The sequence below is a fragment of the Stenotrophomonas sp. YJH_SMC_94-11 genome (assembly GCF_059370435.1).
In genome coordinates this window covers 92,260-109,432 of the sequence record NZ_JCAFTR010000010.1, presented here as the reverse complement: position 1 = coordinate 109,432, position 17,173 = coordinate 92,260, and the positions used below count along the sequence as shown (strand labels likewise).

The window sequence follows — 17,173 nt, the reverse complement described above, 5'->3', positions numbered from 1 at the left end:
TGTATCGATTTCGGGCCCGCTGTTCCGCAGCGGGCCATTGCTGCACCGTGTACCCACCCTACGATCCGGAGAGTTCCTCAGATGAGCGCCACCCGTAAACTGCTGCTGCCGCTGGCCCTGACCCTGGCCATCGCCGCCTGCTCCAAGCCGGCCGACACCGCTGCCCCGGCTGCCGATGCCGCCGCCCCGGCCACCACCGAGCAGGCTGCCACCCCGGCGGCTGATGCCGCCGCCGCGGCGCCGGCTGCCGAAGCGATCAAGATCGCCTCGGGCACCTACAAGCTGGACCCGAGCCACACCGACGTGCTGGCGCAGTGGAGCCACTTCGGCTTCTCCAACCCCAGCGCGCACTTCGGCAACGTCGAAGGCACCCTGGTGTACAACGCCGAAGACGTGACCAAGTCCACCGTGGAAGTGAAGCTGCCGCTGAGCGGCCTGAACAGCTTCACCGCCAAGTTCGACGAGCACCTGAAGAGCGCCGACTTCTTCGACGCCGCCAAGTTCGCCGATGCCACCTTCAAGAGCACCAAGGTGGAAGCGGCCGGCACCAACAAGCTGACCGTCACCGGCGACCTGACCATCAAGGGCATCACCAAGCCGGTCACCCTGGACGTCACCGTCAACGGCGGCGGCGAGCACCCGATGGCCAAGGTTCCGGCGGCTGGCTTCGATGCCACCACCACCCTGAAGCGCAGCGATTTCGGCGTCGGCGCCTACGCCCCGAACGTCAGCGATGAAGTGAAGATCCGCATCACCACCGAAGCCACCGGCGAAAAGCCGGCCGCTTGATGCACCCAGCTCACTCGTCGTGAGAAGGCAGAAGGCCCGCTGAAAAGCGGGCCTTCTTTTTGGGTTCTGCATGCGAGGCACCCGATGCCGATGGGGTTGCCGGCCAGCGGCCGGCACTACCCGGCAGGTGCCATCCTGCATCTGGTGGGTGCGGACCGTTGGTCCGCACGATCCTTCAGCGCAGCGCGCCCAACCACACGCCACACGCTTCGCTCGGGCTCCGCTTGGCCTTCACTGTCATCCCGCTCACCCGCACGAACGTCTGCGCCGCCTGCGCCACCCTCTGGCGGGCGATCAGCGCCGCCTGCTTGGTGGCCGCCTGCTGCTTGCGCAGCTGCACGATGTTGATCGAAGGCCGACCCACCGGCGCGTACTTCTGGTCGCGGCGCAGCACGTCGGCCACCTGCGCCACTTCGAATTCGGCCTGCAGGTAGCGGTGCTGTGCTTCCACCAGCTCGCGCAGCGGCGCGCGCAGTGCAGCGGTATCGGCGAAGGCGGCCAGGGCCGCGTCGCAGGCGGCGTCATCGGCGAAGCGGGTACGCAGCGCGTCCACGCTGGCCAGGGTCAGTTTGGCCATGTGGGCCTCGTTGCTGCAGGAAAGGAGCGCGATTGTCGCATTGCTTGCCGGCTGATGCGTTGAACCGGGCGGCGGAATACCTGTAGAGCCGAGCCCACGCTCGGCTCATCGCGCCCAGCACACGGTTTTCCGATGGCGGAGCGGAGAGCAGCCGAGCGTGGGCTCGGTTCTACAATGGCTGCGGTATCACCCACGGAAGGAAGACCCATGCAGGACGCGCAGTACTGGTTGAACGAATTCTGGTCGGGCCTGAGCGTGCTCGATCTGGTGGGCGGCAGCGTGCTCGGTACGCTGCTCGGCCTGGTGCTGGGCATCGCCGGCTGGCGCTGGCTGCATCGCCGTGGTTGGTTGCAGCGGCGCAAGCGCTGGCATCACTGGCTGCTGGCCAGCTACGTGGTGCTGCTGCCGCTGGCCACTGCCTTCTTCGGCCTGCAGCTGGGTTTCACTGCCGGTGCGCACCGCGCGCTGTTCAAGCAGCTCGATCATTTCCAGCCGCACCTGCAGACCCTGGTGGAAGGCTGGAGCGAAGGCTTTACCGATTCGCTGGACGACCCGCGCATGCGCGAGGCACTGCGCAGCCAGGGCACGGTGGGCGACGTCGCCGACACCATCGCCTCGGCCTACCTCAGCGAGCATCCGCTGCCTGGCCTGGACCGTCTTGGCAACGGCCCATTGGCACGCGGCACCGGCTGGGTGATCGGCAGGGTGCGCGAGGGCCTGCTGCGCAGCATGGTGGAAGACACACTGGTGGACAGGGCCGGTAGCCTCGGCCTGGAACCCAAGGTGGTGCGCGAGGCGCTGACCATGCACGTGGATGAGCTGCTGCACACCCGTGGCGTGCTGCGGCTGGTGAAGGCGCAGATCAACGGCATGATGCCGGGCGTGTACTTCGGGCTGCTGTTGCCGTTGTTGATCATCGCCCTGCTGGTGGCGCTGGAGATCTGGGCTGCGCAGCGGTTCGGGTGGATGCGGCAGACGGTAGTGCCGGCCGCTGGCCGGCAATTGCAGGTTCCTGTCGAGGGTTCATGAGGTTGCCGGCCAGCGGCCGGCACTACCCTTCGGAGGGCGTGCGGACCAACGGTCCGCACCCACCGCCTTTTGATCAATCGCCGTCGGTTTCGTCCGGGTGGGCCTTCCAGTAGCCGGTCGAACGAATCCAGTCGCGCGGCACGCCCAGGTGGCCTTCGATGAACTTGCGCATCATCCGCGCGCGGCGCGATTCGGTGGCGATCCAGTAGAAAACATCACCGTCCGGGGCCTCGAAGTCGGTCAGCATGTCTTCCAGCAGCGTACTGCTGGCCGCTGGGAAGCCGTTGCGCTCCAGCCAGTGGATGCGCACGTTCTCGTACTGCGGCAGGTCCTGGCGCTCGGCCTCGTCGCGCACTTCGATGAAGGCCTGCACCTCGGCACTGTCCGGCAGCACGTCCAGCCAACGGGCGATGGCCGGCAGTGCGGTTTCATCGCCGATCAGCACGTAGGCGTCGTAGCTGTCGGCCACCACGAACGAGCCGCGCGGGCCGCCGATCACCAGCACGTCGCCCGGCTGTGCGCGTTCGGCCCATGGCCCGGCCACGCCCTGGTCGTGCAGCACGAAGTCGATGGCCAGCTCGCCGGCTTCGTGGTCCCACCAGCGCGGGGTGTAGTCGCGGGCGGGCGAGGGCTCCTTGCCGTCCGGGTAGCTGCGGCCTTCGGCGGTCAGCACCGGCAGCACCATCTCGCCCGCAGCGTTGGGGAAGAACAGCTTGATATGGTCGTCGGCGCCGGGCGAATCGAAGCCGGCCAGGTCGTCGCCACCCAGCACGATGCGGCGCATGTGCGGGGTGACCTCTTCAGTGCGCAGCACGGTCAGTTCACGGAAGCGCACATCCAGGCGTAGGCGCGTGTTGTTGTGTTCGGTCATGGGGGTTACCTGTAAAGGTGTCGCGCGGGGCGCGCGGCGTAGGGGAGACCTGGCTGGCGTCAGTCTGGCTGGGTCGTTGAAATCGGTGGTTGCTCGCTACCGACCGTACCGTTGAGCAGGGCCGAGGCCCGCGTCAGCAGCGCCGCCACTTCGTCCGCCTCGCCCTCGGCCCAGCGGCCGTGGTGATGCACCAGCGCCCGCTTGAACTCGCGCAGGGCCGCGGCCAGCGGCGGCGGCAGCGAGGCCTTGGTGATCTCGCGGGCACGGTCGAAGGCACGTCGCTGCGCCAGGCGTACCTGGGTGCGCTGCACCTTCAGCTCGAACTCGCCGGCAGCGGTGATGCGGAAGATCCGCTTGCCATCCACTTCCTCGGCCTCGATCCAGCCGGCCTGCTCGAAGCTGGCCAGCAGCGGGTACATGGTGCCGGCACTGGGCGTATAGGCCTGCATGAACTGGTTGCTGATCAGCTGCATCAGCTCGTAGCCATGGCGCGGCTGCTCGCCGATCAGGGCCAGCACCAGCAGGCGCAGGTCGCCGCGGCTCAGCACACGTGGCTGGCCGTTGCGGCGCGGCACATCCGGATCGGTGGAACGGGCTCTGGGAGAAGGGGGGCGGCTCATTTCGATATATCGGTAAACGAGTGTGCAAACGATATATCGATATGTCGAAAGCGACAACATCCGATCCGGCCACAAGCAGGTGCGATTTGGGCCACGGCGGTCCGCGTGCGCACAGCAAAAGGGGCGCCCCCTGCGAGGCGCCCCGGCGATGCTGTGGAAGGGAGCAGGGCCATCGGGCCCATCACTCGCGACCCACCCTGGGCCCGCCGCCGGCAGCGATCCAGAGGCAGGTGCGACATGTTGTCGCCGGTTCAGAACCGCTGCCCGGCGCCCACCTACGGCGGTTCCGGAGTTGCCCTACAACCGTCATCGGCAGAAGTAACACTGCGTCCTGCGCATGGGCGCAGCGGCCCGCAAGCGACAGCCCGCGCCGCCGCCAAGGCCCGCCGCAGGGCCATCAGCGGGCCCGGCAAGCCCCTTGCGGACACTGGCCGGTTGCATCCATACGCCTGCGTAGCCAAGTGACGAAAGCCCTTGGTGCGCTACACTTTGCGGTCTAGAAATCTATACAACAGTCGCGCGCGTGCGTGCGGTTATGGGAGCGCTAATGAACTGGTTGAACGAGGTGCTGAACAACGACCCGAATCCTGTGGAAACCCAGGAGTGGATCGAGTCGTTGAAGGCCGTTATTGATGTCGAGGGCTCCGAGCGCGCGCATCAGCTGCTGGAAGGCATGGTGGAACTGACCCGTCGTTCGGGCGCCTACCTGCCGTTCTCTCCCACCACCGAATACGTCAACACCATCGAACCGCAGTTCGAGGCCAAGAGCCCGGGCAACGCCGAGCTGGAATGGCGCATCCGTTCGATCATCCGCTGGAACGCGATGGCCACCGTGGTGCGCGCCAACCGCAAGCCGGGTGACCTGGGCGGCCACATCGCCTCGTTCGCCTCCGGCGCCACCCTGTACGACGTGGGCTTCAACCACTTCTGGCGCGCCCCGAGCGAAAACCACCCGGGCGACCTGCTGTTCATCCAGGGCCACAGCGCCCCGGGCATCTACGCGCGTTCCTTCCTGGAAGGCCGCATCAGCGAAGAGCAGCTGGACAAGTTCCGCATGGAAGTGGACGGCGGTGGCCTGTCCTCGTACCCGCACCCGTGGCTGATGCCGGACTACTGGCAGACCCCGACCGTGTCGATGGGCCTGGGCCCGCTGGCCGCCATCTACCAGGCGCAGTTCATGCGCTACCTGGAAAACCGTGGCCTGATCGAGAAGTCCGACCGCAAGGTGTGGTGCTTCATCGGCGACGGCGAGAGTGACGAGCCGGAAACCCTGGGTGCCATCGCCCTGGCCGGCCGTGAAGGCCTGGACAACCTGATCTTCGTGGTGAACTGCAACCTGCAGCGCCTGGACGGTCCGGTGCGCGGCAACGGCAAGATCATCCAGGAACTGGAAGGCGTGTTCCGTGGCGGCGGCTGGAACGTGATCAAGCTGCTGTGGGGCGGTTACTGGGATGCCCTGCTGGCCAAGGACACCAACGGCGTCCTGAAGAAGCTGATGATGGAAACCGTCGACGGCGAGTACCAGAACTGCAAGGCCTTCGGCGGCGCGTATACCCGCGAGCATTTCTTCGGCAAGTACCCGGAAACCGCTGCGATGGTCGCCGGTCTTTCCGACGACGACATCTGGCGCCTGAACCGTGGTGGCCACGACCCGCACAAGGTGTACGCCGCCTACCACCAGGCCGTGAACACCAAGGGCATGCCGACCGTCATCCTGGCCAAGACCGTGAAGGGTTACGGCATGGGCAGCGCCGGTGAGGCACTGAACCCGACCCACCAGACCAAGAAGCTGGACGACGAAGCGGTGCGCCACTTCCGCGACCGCTTCAACATTCCGGTGACCGACGCGCAGCTGGCCGATGGCCAGGTGCCGTTCTACCACCCGGGCCCGGATTCGCCGGAAGTGCAGTACCTGCAGGAACGCCGTGCCGCGCTGGGCGGTTACCTGCCGCAGCGCCGCCGCAAGGCCGACAAGACCTTCGTGGCGCCGAAGCTGGAAGCCTACGAGCGCCTGCTGAAGAGCAGCGGCGAGCGCAGCTACTCCACCACCATGGCCTTCGTGCAGAGCCTGAACATCACCCTGCGTGACAAGGAACTGGGCCCGCACATCGTGCCGATCGTGGCCGACGAAGCCCGTACCTTTGGTATGGAAGGCCTGTTCCGCCAGATCGGCATCTACGCGCCGTTCGGCCAGAAGTACAAGCCGGTCGATGCCGACCAGCTGATGTTCTACCGCGAAGACCAGAGCGGCCAGGTGCTGCAGCAGGGCATCAGCGAGCCGGGTGCGATCAGCTCGTGGATGGCCGCCGGTACCAGCTACTCGGTCAGCAACGTGCCGATGCTGCCGTTCTACATCTACTACTCGATGTTCGGCTTCCAGCGCGTGGGCGACATCGCCTGGCAGGCGGCGGACATGCGTACCCGCGGCTTCCTGCTGGGTGGCACCGCCGGCCGCACCACGCTGAACGGTGAAGGCCTGCAGCACGAAGATGGCTTCAGCCATCTGGTGGCCGGTGGCATCCCGAACGTGCGCAGCTACGACCCGACCTTCGGCTTCGAAGTGACGGTGATCCTGCAGCACGGCACCAAGCGCATGATGGAAGACCAGGTGGACGAGTACTACTACGTCACCCTGATGAACGAGAACTACACCCACCCGGAAATGCCGGAAGGCGCGGCCGAAGGCATCGTCAAGGGCATGTACCTGCTGACCGACGCCGGCAAGCCGAAGAAGGGCGAGCTGCGCGTGCAGCTGCTGGGTTCGGGCACCATCCTGCGCGAAGCCATTGCCGCGGCCGAGCTGCTGGACAAGGACTTCGGCGTGACCGCCGACATCTGGAGCTGCCCGAGCTTCAACGAACTGCGTCGCGATGGTTTCGACGTGGAACGTGCCAACCGCCTGCATCCGGAAGGTGAGCAGCGCAAGGCCTACGTGACCGAGCTGCTGGAAGGCCGCCAGGGCCCGGCGATTGCCGCCACCGACTACGTGCGTGCGTATGCGGACCAGATCCGTGCGTTCGTGCCGATGTCGTACACCGTGCTGGGTACCGATGGTTTCGGCCGCTCGGATACGCGTGCGAACCTGCGCCGGTTCTTTGAGGTTGACCGGTACTACATCGCGCATGCCGCGATTGCGGCGCTGGCGAAGGAAGGGAAGATGACCGCGAAGGATGTGGCCCGGGCGATCAAGCAGTACAAGATTGATCCGGAGAAGGCTAATCCTGTTGGGGTTTGATCTCCGGACATAGTCCTATATAAAAAGACGGCCGACTGGCCGTCTTTTTTTTTGTATCATGAATTTCTGTGGAGTGAGGAGTAAGGGCCTGATGGACGCAGCATTGACGAAGTTCGAGATTACCGGCTTGCACGGAAAATTCGATGTTAGCATTCCCATTAGGGATAACAGGCTAATACTTGTCGGTGTTAATGGTCTCGGTAAGACGACCGTGGTTAATTGCCTGTACTTCCTTCTTACATCGCAATGGCAAAGGCTACTTGATATCGAGTTTGATGAAATCGCGGTCGAGATAGATTCTGAGTATGTTCGCCTCGGTCGGGCCGATATTCAGCAAAAAATAGATTCGGTAGACAGGCATTACGATAGCCTTATGAGGCTGTCCTCCAAATCTGTGCTTCCGGCGCGGATGGTTAGAAGATTAATAGATAGTAGAAACTTCGCGCAAGCTCAGTTCTCGACGGGAGCTGCGCTGGATCGCCATGTGCAATCTATTTCCAAAGAAACAGATATACCTGTTCCTTATGTTAGAAAGCTAATTACCGAATTTGAGGGTGCTAGAGATCTTTTTGGAGGAGCTGCCCAGGATTCGCAGAATATGGCCGAATTTCTTCACAGGATGCAGGGGTTCGGTGACTACCAAGTTCTCTATCTTCCTACATATCGAAGGATTGAGCAGGACATCAAATCCATATTCCCAGCGCTTGATGAGTCCGATCTAAAGAAGTTTCATGTGCGGTCGGATCAGGTGAATTCGAACAGTGGCAGGGGCTATATCGAACTCGTCCAGTTTGGAATGCAGGATGTTGAATCAAAAATTCGAGAAGGGTTGGAGGAGATTCGTGAGACCGCTCGGAGTCAAATGACGAATCTCACGGCGACATACTTGAAGGATATTATTTCGAATAGAGCAGATGAGGTGCGGTCAGAGTTCTTCCATGGTGTTGACGATGGTATGGTTGAATACGTTCTTGGAAGAGTAGAGGAAAATACTCTAAGTGAGAACGATAAGGTCGAAGTCCGTATTTCTATCGCCAAGATGAGGGAGGGGCGCTCTGGATACACTGCTCGAGATAAATATCTTGCCTATTTCTTCCACCGGCTTTTGAATATTTACGTTGGCCTGGATAGGGTGGAGCAAAATATCAGGGCGCTGATGGATACATGCAATAGATACTTGGTTGGCAAGCGCATGATATACGACGATGTTAGTTTCTCGTCATCTATCGTTGGCGGGGATGGTGGCGCGCTTACTTGGAAAATGCTCTCCTCTGGAGAGAAGCAAATTGCTTCATTATTCTCGCATCTAATTCTTTCAAGGAATGAATCTCAGATAGTAATTATTGACGAGCCAGAGTTGTCGCTGTCGGTTCCCTGGCAGAAAAGGCTTTTGCCAGATGTGGTGGCCACAGAGCGCTGCCGTCTTTTGGTTGCAGTTACCCACTCTCCATTTATCTATTCCAATAAGTTGGACGGGTATGCCATCGATCTTTCGCGCTGCATTACTCGATACGGTAAGGCAGGGTGAGACTATGGATTACGTTCAGCAGTTAAAGGATGAAGCTGCGTCTGGGCATGCGGCGTTCCACGAGTATGTGCTCCTTCTTGATATTTCAGGCTCTAGCTCGCTTTTTCTATTTTTTGAGGGAGAAGACGATCCTGCATTCTATGTGCCCTATGTTTTGACTACAGTTCCTTCTGCGGAGTATTACGAATTCGTATGCCTTGGGCGCGATGAGGTGCTAAAGGCTGCCGAATTAGCTGCGCGAGATGGTCGAAGCCAAGGTAGGGCCAGATTCTTTATTGATAAGGATCATTCGGATATCGTTGGTGGCAAGCAACCCGAGCTTGAATCAATTTATCAAACAGATTTTTACTCTTTTGAAAATTTTGTTGTTTGCAGTAGCGTGTTTAGGCGCTATTGGGTTGAAAGGCTTAGGCTCCGTATAACGGATAAGCGCTACCCGGAGTGGCTAGAGAGGTTTGAACGGTCGCACAGGCAATTTTGCAAGAGGTCGAAAGTCCTCATGTCATGTGTTCTCATCGGTCGCGGGTATTTGGGTGATAACTCGGTTAAGTTGAATCTGAACAACGCAGATTTGTCTGAAGTGTTCGTGCTCGATGCATTGTCGGCTACAGTGAAGTGGAAAGGTGATGGGCTTTCATACTTTCTTAGGTCTGTGAATATGCAGAATTCAAATTGTGCTCCGGGCCGGATACGTAAAGCTGCGAGCAAGGCGCTTTCTGGTGACCCAAAGGGATATGTTCGCGGAAAATATGAAGTCTGGTACTTCGTAAAATTTCTTCAGCTGATGACTTCCATCCTTTCAAATAAGGCGGCGGCTAAGAGTAGCGGCTGTGATAGGGCCAAACCCTCTGATTCAATCTCAATGAACAATTTTCTATCGGTAATTGGATCGCTAACTCCATTCCCCGAGAGTCTAAAAGAATTCATGGCGGACCTGGCATGATTGTGGGACAGTTCTGCATTAAATTGGCGCTCGAGCGTAATGAATATTGCCATGCTATTCGAGAGAGATTAAATCTGTATGCAGTAAAGGTTTCCATAGAGACGAAATGATGCAGGTCACTTTGTCTTTCATCTATTGCGTTGTGTGGAGGAGGGCCTGCGTGCATTTTTGACGTCAGCTTCAGTACCACCATGGCCGTGCAGCAACAGTCCAACTGCCGGGCGCGAAGCGCCGACGGTGGCGGCGTGCAACAGTGGCAGCTACCGCATGAGGACGCGACTTGCAAAATGGCGATCCTGCTGAGCAGTCTAGAATTGATTGCGAAGAACGCCTTGTTGATCGTGAGCGTCAAGAATGGCCTAGAGCGGAACAGGGCGCGAATGAAAGCAAGATTGGGATGCGGTTGTAAGGACTTTTTCCTCGCAAGGAAACGCTAGGAAGAAGGCAGGTCAAGCTCAGCCTCATTTCAAGTCCCGCAAAGCGTGCTGATTGCGACATAGATAGGTAACATCCCGTCTCGGAGGCCAATGGCCACATGAACCAGGTGAGACAGGGGAAGTAAGCATGGCATACTGGTGGGTGAACCAGAAGCAAACGTTTGATAGAGCTGTTAAGGCGGGTTACCTGTGGTCCCCGAAGACCAATGTGAAGGGCGATGCGAATCCCTTCTATGAGCACATGACTCAAGTACAGCCAGGTGATGTGGTCTTTGCTTTTGCCAATACCCGCATCCAGGCCATCGCTATTGTCAACGGCGCGCATTATGCGAAGGATCGCCCCGAGAACTTCAAAGCGACGGACAACAATTGGGGTAACGATGGTTGGGCCGTCCCGGTCGACTATCGCCTAGTGGATGAGCCACTGAAGGTGAGCGACCACATGGACCGGATTGGGCCATACCTTCCCGGGAAGTACTCACCGCTAAGGGCCGACGGCAAGGCCAATCAGGCTTACCTTTTCCCCGTGCCCGACGCGATGGCTGCCGAACTACTAGCGCTTCTCAATGTCGATCAGGAAGATTTGGACGAGTGGCGAGACGAAGGCCCGGTCAAGGAGCTCGCGGAGGACATGCGCATTAGCGAGACCGAGAAGTCCCAGCTCACCAAGGCAAGAAAGGGTCAGGGCATCTACCGAAAGAACGTGAGCGCTATTGAAAAAGCTTGCCGCGTTACGGGTACAAGCGATGCTGATTTTCTGATCGCTAGCCACATCAAGCCATGGGCGAAGAGCGATAATCGCGAGCGCCTAGATGGAAGTAATGGGCTGCTGCTGGCGCCCCATATCGACCGGTTGTTCGACCGGGGGTACATCTCTTTTGAGGATGACGGTGGTCTGATTCTGAGCAAGGCGCTGCCGGAGGCAGTACGGTTGCAGTGGGAAGTGTCTCAGAAGACCTCGCCCGTTCCGTTCTCGGCAGCGCAGGTCCAGTACCTGAATTATCATCGGACCGTGTTGCTGCGTAAGTAGACAAGAATCACCGGCTGCAGGTATCCCCGATGCGGGGATGCTTTGCGGGACATGCTAAAGTGAACTTCTGCCGACGGTCGCTGCCGTTCCAAAGCTCAACTACTCAGTGGGGCGGAAGGAGAAATTAGCTTCAGTAACGCCCGATAGGCAAAACCGTCACCTGCTACGACGCAAGAACGCCGCATGTCGTAGATGGGGCCTGTGAGGAGCCGAATGATCTGATTCGTAGGCATCAATTGCACTGAGAGATTGCACTGAGAGACTACTCCGGCAGAAGCCGCATGCACCAATGCGAGAGCAGTGGCAGAACGCAGGGAACATCAATCTTCCTGCCCGCATACAGCACAATCAAAAGCTGCTCCAACGAGTTGTCCACCAGCATCACGGGCTTGCCGTCGCAACTGACCTCGAAGTATCTCTCTCCCGCGTATCGCGCGTCCTGCACCATGCTCTCGCGCACAGGTCGAACGGCTTCCTCGCGCATTACAGCAAATTCAGCGTCGGACACCTTCCGAAACGTCAGCAGTTCCAGGTCGGCCTTGGGTACATGCCGGCTCGCGATCGCCGCAGACAGCGCCGCCAGCAGCACAGCGCCATAGATCAGAAGCTTCATTCGACGCTCTGCAAACAGGGGATGGACTGGAGGGCGAACGGTCAGTCGATGGCACGCGGATGGCCGGCAGCCGCGCGACGGACGGCCAGGTCCAACTGGGCTACTCCCGCACGTGCAGCCGCTCAGCAACCTGCGCAGTCAACGCCACACACGCCATCTTCAACCCTTCCATCACTCGATCCCCGAGGTATTCCTCGGGCGCACCGTTCTGCCGAGTCCGCTCCGCAGCCAGCATCAGCTCCGCCACCACGCGCAGCCCCGCCAGCGCGCAATCCGCATCCGCCAGCTGAAGACACCGCCCGGGCAGTTGATGCCGTTCCGGCCAAGGCTGGCTATTCGCAGCTGCACCAGTTCCGATGCGGTGCAGCGTGGCGACGAAGGCGTTGGGATCGACGGACGGTTCGCGCTCGGGTTCGGCGTTGTCCGGATCGTACTGCGCGTGCAGGGAACGGAAGTCCGATGTGTTCATGGCAATGCTCCGTACAGGACAGATAGCAGCGCCACCAATAAAGGTGGCGGACGGTGCGGGCTCGAAAACCGGTAAATGCCAGACCGGCGGGTCCGAAGACCCCCACGCACCGCCCGCCATGGAACACGAACGGATTGCCAGCCGGCGCCACACAAACGGTGGCGCCGGCTGGCAAGCGCATACAGCTGGCATAAACACGGGTTTTCGAGTCCCGCGCCACCCTTTTCCGGTGGCACACCAAGGTGTACTCGCATGGTTGCGAGATGCCAAGAAACCGTAGGCCGCAACGGCCGCAAATGCTGACGCTTACGGCATTGTTGCATGGCGCGCGCGTGGCAGAACCCTTGCGGTGCAGTGGTTCCGGCTGGTGTTAAGTTACCGCCCGCATGCGCATTGAAAAGCACGGTTTGCAGAGGATCGGGGTCTCAAAAGCGACAATCCGCCCGCATGGCTGAGATCCGAAGTTGGCCGATTGCGACACAGCTTAACGTTGCAGCGCCATACCCGGCCGTGGCCACAGCGCATCGTCGCGCTCCAGGTCGTAGTCGCTGCCGAACGCCAGCGCCGCCTCGCGCGGCGGAAGGTCTGCGTAGCAGCCCAGCAGGTACTCATCCATGCCAGCATCGCGGTGGTCGATGGCGAACAGGTGGAGAGGCTCCTTGTCGAACGCTTCCAGCCATGCGGTGTCGATCCTGGTCATGGTCATCCTCCAGAGTGCGGGAATAGTGCCTGCATCATCGCGTGCCTGCTAACACAAGAACTGGCCCATGCAATGTTCATCGGCAGGAATCCCCATCCCGCCTCCGGCTATGTGAAGCCAGTTCAGATCCTGCCGGCCGGCGCGGTGTATAAACTGCCGACACGTGAGTGCCCGAATGTGAGGAACGGATGCGACACCTACTGAGGCCATGGATGGTACTGCTGCCCCTGCTTATGGGCGGCTGTGGTACGCAGACACCCCGGATGTATGGCGATGGTTTCCCCGTCGCCAAACCGATGGACCTGGTCCATGCAGGTGCGACGGTAGAGGCGCGTTTTGAACTGCCGCCGCCTTGGGAGAAGGATCCCAAACCTCGCTCGTTCCTGATTGGATTCCGTACCGGTGGACCAGCCAAGCGCCCGGACATGAAACCGGGCGATGTCGACTTCCTTGAAGACGCCCGGATTCCCCTGAAGGTGCAGCTATGGAAGTTGGATGGGGACACCGAAACGCCCATAGCACTACAGGTATTGAATCGCGATCTGCCTGCTGTCTGGCAGGGCAGCCGCTATCAACCGTCCAAGGGCGATGTGTACGAGTACAGGAGCGCCGTCGGCGCGGATTCGAACAGTCTTGTCAATGCAGGAAAGTACGACATGTCCCTGGCCTACAGGGAGTACGAGGTGGCCCGTGCTGATTCCGGGGATCTGACGGCTGGTAAGTACCGGCTGAAGGTGACCAACCTTCAGGGAAACCCAGACGTTGCGCATCTCAACTTCGAGCTTCTCGTCGCCAACTACAACGTGAAATAGGGCTATGTACAGTCAACAGCCTCAACGATTGGGTGTTTCATAGGCTGCGCTGGGACAAGCCCGCATTGGGTCGTCAATGCCTCGTGCTCTGCAGCCCACGGCGACTGATCAGCCGCTGTCGCATTTGCAGCTCTCCCGTTCTGTGGTGGCAGTCGTCATGGATTGCTTCCAGGCCTGCGTGTATAAGAAGGTCTGGTGAGAAAACACCTATCAATCAAAGTTGAAGCGAGGACGGACGATGCTGCGACTGGGACGACGGATGCTGGGGGCAAGCGCATGCTTGGCCTTACTACTGCTAAGCGCTTGCCAGGCTCAGACAGCTCCGCCGCGATCTGAGCCTTCTTCCGGTGCTGCGCAGAACATTGTGCCGCTTGTCAGGCCGCTTACGTTGACGTCAATGGCCGAGCCCATGGTTGTAGAGTTCAATCTTGAGCCGCCCGGTAGAAACGCCGCGCCAACACTCCTGGTTGCCGTCCGCGTAAGTGGGGAGGATGGCGCAGCAGCGCTCGAGCGCGCCTTGATGATTCGACGCGCTGGCCTGCCTGCACGCGTGCACCTCACTCGGCTCGGGGAAATGGGTGAGGCAGATGCTCCACTCGTGCGTGTCGAGCAGCAGCCAGGAACGGCCGCCACTCTTGTGCCGATCAGCGCTGATGGGCAAGTTTCAACGGTGTGGCTCGATGACGTGGACGACACTTCACTTGAGGCGGCGGGGCTGTCCAGTCCGCAAGGGCACTACAAGCAGTTGGCGATGGCTTGGGGCCAGAATCTCTCTCCAGGCCGGTATCGCCTGAGTGTGGAGTTACTTGACCCCTCAGTGCGCCTTGCGCCAATCCCGGCAGAATTGCTGGTCGCCTACAAGCACAAGTCAAAATAGGAGCGCTTCATGGACGAACGATATCGCGTGACAATCTACGTTGCGGCGCCAGGAACCCCGATGTTGGGGGGCGGAACGTCTGCCGCGGGTCACGTCTACTACACGGTGGACGATGGCCGTGAGAGCATCAGCTATGGCTTTGCGCCGAAGGAGCACGGGGCAACGACCGGTCCCGGCAAGGTTTATGACTCCGACGCGGGTGATTACCAGAATCCCTTTTACCAGCGAACGCTCGAAATCTCGAAAGATCAGTACGAAAAGCTCAAAGAATTTGGTGATGCGCCGGGCAAGCACGGGTTCAATACGGAGTATCACGGGCTCAACAATAGTTGTATTGATTTCACTTGGGGTGCGTTGAACCACGCGGGACTTCATCGCACCAATGCGCTTTTCATGCAGGACAAGGATTTCCAAGGCGGCCTCAAGCCTCTCACCAACATCGAGTACATCCGTAGTATCCGCGCGCCTTTTCCGGACAGCGCGTTGAATACCGAGCACTACAACAAAATGCCGGAGAGAACGCTGTTCCAGCGAATCATCAGCGATGAGCAACTGCCGCGGGGCGATCGGGATATGCTTGATTCCATCCGCAAGGGCGTGGCGGGCATCGATGAGGGGCATGGCCGTTCCTACGATGCGACCAGCGAGAGGATCTCAGTGGGGTTGTTGGCCACGGCCAAGGAGAGCGGGCTGGAGCGCGTTGATCATGTGGTATTGGGCAATGCGCCAAGCGATGGTTCGGCGCAGCGACTGTTCGTTGTGCAGGGGGAGCTCAACGATCCGGCCCACGTGCGGGCGTCGATGGCGGCGGAGGAGGCCGCGCGAACGCCAGTGGAGCAGTCCTTTGCCAAGGTCGAGCAGATTTCGAAAGCCCAGCAGGAGCGCGCCTCGTTGGCGCCGCAGGAGCTGGCCATGGAACAAACCCGGGCGCCGCTGCAGATGGGCTGACTTCCAGCGACTGCACGGCAGATCACAGTTTCGAGCGCCTCGGCCTCGAAACTGCTTTCACCTCCACCTGCCCCCCATCCCACCTATGCCATCATCCGCCCAGGACCGCAGCACCCATCAAGGCTGAACAGGCATGGAGCAGGCAACACGCTACACCGTAACCCTTTATCTGGCCGCGCCCGGCACCCCGCTGAAAAGTGGGGGCATCTCGCCGCGCGGCCACATGTACCTGCAGGTCGCTGCGGGCGACGAGGCTCACAGCTACGGTTTCGCGCCGCCGCGCCAGGCGCCGGGCGAAACCCGCACCGGCGTTCAGTACGCACAGGTGCGCCACGACGATGCCGACGAGCATCTGGACCCGTACTACAGCCGCACCCTGGAAATCACCGAGGAGCACTACGGCTGCCTGCGTGATTTCGCCGAGGAGCCGGCCGAGTTCGAGTTCGATGTGGATCGCCCGGCCACCATCAACCGCTGCAGCGATTTCGTCTGGGCGGCGCTGCACTACGCTGGCCTGCATCCGCTGCCGGCGACGCTGGATGGCGGCAGCAATCTGGGCGAGTTCGCGGTGCTGTTCAACCTGCCGGAGATCCAGTGCATCGCCGCGCCGTTCCCGGGCAGCGACCTGAATGCCGAAACCCATCATGCGATGCCCGAGCGCGAGGCCGAGCATCATCGCCAGGGCGACCGTGCCAGCGATGAACCGCCGCCGACGCCGATTGAAGTGGCCGGCACGCTGCTGGACCCTTCGCATCCCGACCATCGCCTGTTCTCGCAGCTGATCCAGAAAGTGGCCGAGCTGGACGCGGCGCACGGCCGCCCGTTCGATGCGGCCAGCCAGCGCATCAGCGCCAGCCTGCTGGTGCTGGCCAAGCAGAACAACCTCTCGCGCGTGGACCACGTGCTGCTCAGCCGGCCGACCCAGAACAGCCATGCCGCCGAGAGCATCTTCATCGTGCAGGGCGACCGCAACGACCCGGGGCACCGCCGCGCCAGCATCGCCACCGAGGTGGCGGCCAAGACCGATGTGGCCGATTCGCTGCGGTTGAAGGAGCAATGACGCGGCCACTGCGGCGGGGGCTGATGGTACTGGCGGTGCTGGGCGCGCTGGCGGCATGCCGTGCGTCACCAGCGCCTGAGGTTGCGCCGTCCCTGCTGACGCGCGCACAGGCCGAGGCCCGCACGGTTGTGCCGCTCACGCGGGTCGTGCAGTTGCAGAAGGCCGGTCGGATTGCCGAGGTCACGTTTGATTTGCCGGCGCCCCAGAAGCCGGCCATTCCGATCCTGAACATCGGGTTGCGGCTGCAGGATACCGATGGGCGCTCGTTGCTGGACGCGTGGGAGAAGATCAGGCTGGGAAAGCCACCCACGCGATTGCGCCTGGAGCGGATTGATGGCGGCGCACTTGGTCCTGTACAGCTATGGCAGAGCACTCCTGACGGGCGCGACTCACAGAGAATTCCAGAAGATGAGGTTGTGCGATATCTGGCTGATACAAGCTTGGATGACAACACACTGATCGAGGCCGGTTTGCACTCGGATGAGATGCTGTATCAGGTGCTTCAGTTCGCGCAGGTCGGTTGGCTGGAGCCGGGCCGGTATCGGTTGACAGTCGACCTGATGGAGGACCGCCCGCAGCTGGAAGGGCTCCAAGCTGAACTTATTGTTGGATATCAATCGCTAGGGAAGTAAGAC

Annotated in this window: 17 protein-coding genes; 11 read left to right on the top strand and 6 right to left on the bottom strand. The window is 60.7% G+C overall.

All coding sequences use genetic code 11. The features are described 5' to 3' along the window. Positions 1-81 precede the first annotated feature (81 nt). Positions 82-789 carry a YceI family protein gene (locus AC5P74_RS17060; protein ID WP_005415047.1) on the top strand — a complete coding sequence of 236 codons (708 nt, stop codon included), beginning with the start codon at positions 82-84 and terminating at the stop codon, positions 787-789. A gap of 175 nt (positions 790-964) precedes the next feature. Here the strand turns inward: AC5P74_RS17060 and AC5P74_RS17055 are convergent, their stop codons facing one another. After that, a complete protein-coding gene (locus tag AC5P74_RS17055; protein WP_346607783.1) occupies positions 965-1,366 on the bottom strand; it encodes a hypothetical protein in 402 nt (133 codons plus the stop codon). A 207-nt stretch (positions 1,367-1,573) separates the two neighbouring features. On the opposite strand from AC5P74_RS17055, the gene AC5P74_RS17050 reads away from it, so the two are divergent. Then, positions 1,574-2,395: a hypothetical protein gene (locus tag AC5P74_RS17050; protein WP_346607784.1), complete on the top strand. Its 822-nt coding sequence runs from the start codon at positions 1,574-1,576 to the stop codon at positions 2,393-2,395. Positions 2,396-2,468: 73 nt separating this feature from the next. Here the strand turns inward: AC5P74_RS17050 and AC5P74_RS17045 are convergent, their stop codons facing one another. Then, the gene (locus tag AC5P74_RS17045; protein ID WP_235642963.1) at positions 2,469-3,266 is read right to left on the bottom strand and encodes a siderophore-interacting protein; all 798 of its coding nucleotides are present in this window, start codon (positions 3,264-3,266) and stop codon (positions 2,469-2,471) included. 59 nt (positions 3,267-3,325) lie between these two features. Beyond that, positions 3,326-3,886 carry a PadR family transcriptional regulator gene (locus AC5P74_RS17040; RefSeq protein ID WP_346607785.1) on the bottom strand — a complete coding sequence of 187 codons (561 nt, stop codon included), beginning with the start codon at positions 3,884-3,886 and terminating at the stop codon, positions 3,326-3,328. 547 nt (positions 3,887-4,433) lie between these two features. On the opposite strand from AC5P74_RS17040, the gene aceE reads away from it, so the two are divergent. The 4 genes from aceE (at position 4,434) to AC5P74_RS17020 (ending at position 11,059) form a co-directional block, all read left to right on the top strand. Next, positions 4,434-7,121: a pyruvate dehydrogenase (acetyl-transferring), homodimeric type gene (gene aceE, locus AC5P74_RS17035; RefSeq protein ID WP_012478970.1), complete on the top strand. Its 2,688-nt coding sequence runs from the start codon at positions 4,434-4,436 to the stop codon at positions 7,119-7,121. Between the two features lie 91 nt (positions 7,122-7,212). Continuing rightward, the gene (locus AC5P74_RS17030) at positions 7,213-8,649 is read left to right on the top strand and encodes an AAA family ATPase (protein WP_346607786.1); all 1,437 of its coding nucleotides are present in this window, start codon (positions 7,213-7,215) and stop codon (positions 8,647-8,649) included. A gap of 4 nt (positions 8,650-8,653) precedes the next feature. Beyond that, a complete protein-coding gene (locus AC5P74_RS17025) occupies positions 8,654-9,592 on the top strand; it encodes a DUF4435 domain-containing protein (RefSeq protein ID WP_346607787.1) in 939 nt (312 codons plus the stop codon). A 564-nt stretch (positions 9,593-10,156) separates the two neighbouring features. Beyond that, positions 10,157-11,059 (top strand): HNH endonuclease, encoded by a 903-nt coding sequence (locus AC5P74_RS17020; RefSeq protein WP_346607788.1) that lies wholly within the window; start codon positions 10,157-10,159, stop codon positions 11,057-11,059. Between the two features lie 262 nt (positions 11,060-11,321). On the opposite strand, the gene AC5P74_RS17015 is transcribed toward AC5P74_RS17020, so the two are convergent. From AC5P74_RS17015 to AC5P74_RS17005, 3 genes are all read right to left on the bottom strand, one after another. Continuing rightward, positions 11,322-11,672 (bottom strand): hypothetical protein, encoded by a 351-nt coding sequence (locus tag AC5P74_RS17015; RefSeq protein WP_346607789.1) that lies wholly within the window; start codon positions 11,670-11,672, stop codon positions 11,322-11,324. A gap of 100 nt (positions 11,673-11,772) precedes the next feature. Continuing rightward, positions 11,773-12,141 (bottom strand): hypothetical protein, encoded by a 369-nt coding sequence (locus tag AC5P74_RS17010; protein ID WP_346607790.1) that lies wholly within the window; start codon positions 12,139-12,141, stop codon positions 11,773-11,775. A gap of 484 nt (positions 12,142-12,625) precedes the next feature. Next, positions 12,626-12,841, bottom strand: coding sequence for a hypothetical protein (locus AC5P74_RS17005; RefSeq protein ID WP_346607791.1), 216 nt, complete (start codon positions 12,839-12,841; stop codon positions 12,626-12,628). A gap of 212 nt (positions 12,842-13,053) precedes the next feature. On the opposite strand from AC5P74_RS17005, the gene AC5P74_RS17000 reads away from it, so the two are divergent. The 5 genes from AC5P74_RS17000 to AC5P74_RS16980 all read left to right on the top strand — a co-directional run bounded on the left by AC5P74_RS17000 (position 13,054) and on the right by AC5P74_RS16980 (position 17,170). Next, on the top strand, positions 13,054-13,653 hold the full coding sequence (locus AC5P74_RS17000; RefSeq protein WP_346607792.1) for a hypothetical protein: 600 nt from the start codon (positions 13,054-13,056) through the stop codon (positions 13,651-13,653). A 409-nt stretch (positions 13,654-14,062) separates the two neighbouring features. Further along, entirely contained in the window at positions 14,063-14,530 is a 468-nt protein-coding gene (locus AC5P74_RS16995) for a hypothetical protein (protein ID WP_346607793.1), read from the top strand. Between the two features lie 9 nt (positions 14,531-14,539). Further along, a complete protein-coding gene (locus AC5P74_RS16990; protein ID WP_495205000.1) occupies positions 14,540-15,478 on the top strand; it encodes an XVIPCD domain-containing protein in 939 nt (312 codons plus the stop codon). Positions 15,479-15,611: 133 nt separating this feature from the next. After that, positions 15,612-16,538 (top strand): XVIPCD domain-containing protein, encoded by a 927-nt coding sequence (locus AC5P74_RS16985; RefSeq protein ID WP_346607795.1) that lies wholly within the window; start codon positions 15,612-15,614, stop codon positions 16,536-16,538. After that, complete coding sequence (locus AC5P74_RS16980) at positions 16,535-17,170, top strand: hypothetical protein (protein ID WP_346607796.1); 636 nt, start codon at positions 16,535-16,537, stop codon at positions 17,168-17,170. Before AC5P74_RS16985 ends, AC5P74_RS16980 begins: the two co-directional genes overlap by 4 nt. Positions 17,171-17,173: the final 3 nt, after the last annotated feature.

Excerpts from the sequence above, each read along its gene's own strand:
- AC5P74_RS17060 (WP_005415047.1), top strand. The coding sequence starts at position 82 with ATGAGCGCCACCCGTAAACTGCTGCTGCCGCTGGCCCTGACCCTGGCC.
- AC5P74_RS17055 (WP_346607783.1), bottom strand. The coding sequence starts at position 1,366 with ATGGCCAAACTGACCCTGGCCAGCGTGGACGCGCTGCGTACCCGCTTC.
- AC5P74_RS17050 (WP_346607784.1), top strand. The coding sequence starts at position 1,574 with ATGCAGGACGCGCAGTACTGGTTGAACGAATTCTGGTCGGGCCTGAGC.
- AC5P74_RS17045 (WP_235642963.1), bottom strand. The coding sequence starts at position 3,266 with ATGACCGAACACAACAACACGCGCCTACGCCTGGATGTGCGCTTCCGT.
- AC5P74_RS17040 (WP_346607785.1), bottom strand. The coding sequence starts at position 3,886 with ATGAGCCGCCCCCCTTCTCCCAGAGCCCGTTCCACCGATCCGGATGTG.
- aceE (WP_012478970.1), top strand. The coding sequence starts at position 4,434 with ATGAACTGGTTGAACGAGGTGCTGAACAACGACCCGAATCCTGTGGAA.
- AC5P74_RS17030 (WP_346607786.1), top strand. The coding sequence starts at position 7,213 with ATGGACGCAGCATTGACGAAGTTCGAGATTACCGGCTTGCACGGAAAA.
- AC5P74_RS17025 (WP_346607787.1), top strand. The coding sequence starts at position 8,654 with ATGGATTACGTTCAGCAGTTAAAGGATGAAGCTGCGTCTGGGCATGCG.
- AC5P74_RS17020 (WP_346607788.1), top strand. The coding sequence starts at position 10,157 with ATGGCATACTGGTGGGTGAACCAGAAGCAAACGTTTGATAGAGCTGTT.
- AC5P74_RS17015 (WP_346607789.1), bottom strand. The coding sequence starts at position 11,672 with ATGAAGCTTCTGATCTATGGCGCTGTGCTGCTGGCGGCGCTGTCTGCG.
- AC5P74_RS17010 (WP_346607790.1), bottom strand. The coding sequence starts at position 12,141 with ATGAACACATCGGACTTCCGTTCCCTGCACGCGCAGTACGATCCGGAC.
- AC5P74_RS17005 (WP_346607791.1), bottom strand. The coding sequence starts at position 12,841 with ATGACCAGGATCGACACCGCATGGCTGGAAGCGTTCGACAAGGAGCCT.
- AC5P74_RS17000 (WP_346607792.1), top strand. The coding sequence starts at position 13,054 with ATGGTACTGCTGCCCCTGCTTATGGGCGGCTGTGGTACGCAGACACCC.
- AC5P74_RS16995 (WP_346607793.1), top strand. The coding sequence starts at position 14,063 with ATGGTTGTAGAGTTCAATCTTGAGCCGCCCGGTAGAAACGCCGCGCCA.
- AC5P74_RS16990 (WP_495205000.1), top strand. The coding sequence starts at position 14,540 with ATGGACGAACGATATCGCGTGACAATCTACGTTGCGGCGCCAGGAACC.
- AC5P74_RS16985 (WP_346607795.1), top strand. The coding sequence starts at position 15,612 with ATGGAGCAGGCAACACGCTACACCGTAACCCTTTATCTGGCCGCGCCC.
- AC5P74_RS16980 (WP_346607796.1), top strand. The coding sequence starts at position 16,535 with ATGACGCGGCCACTGCGGCGGGGGCTGATGGTACTGGCGGTGCTGGGC.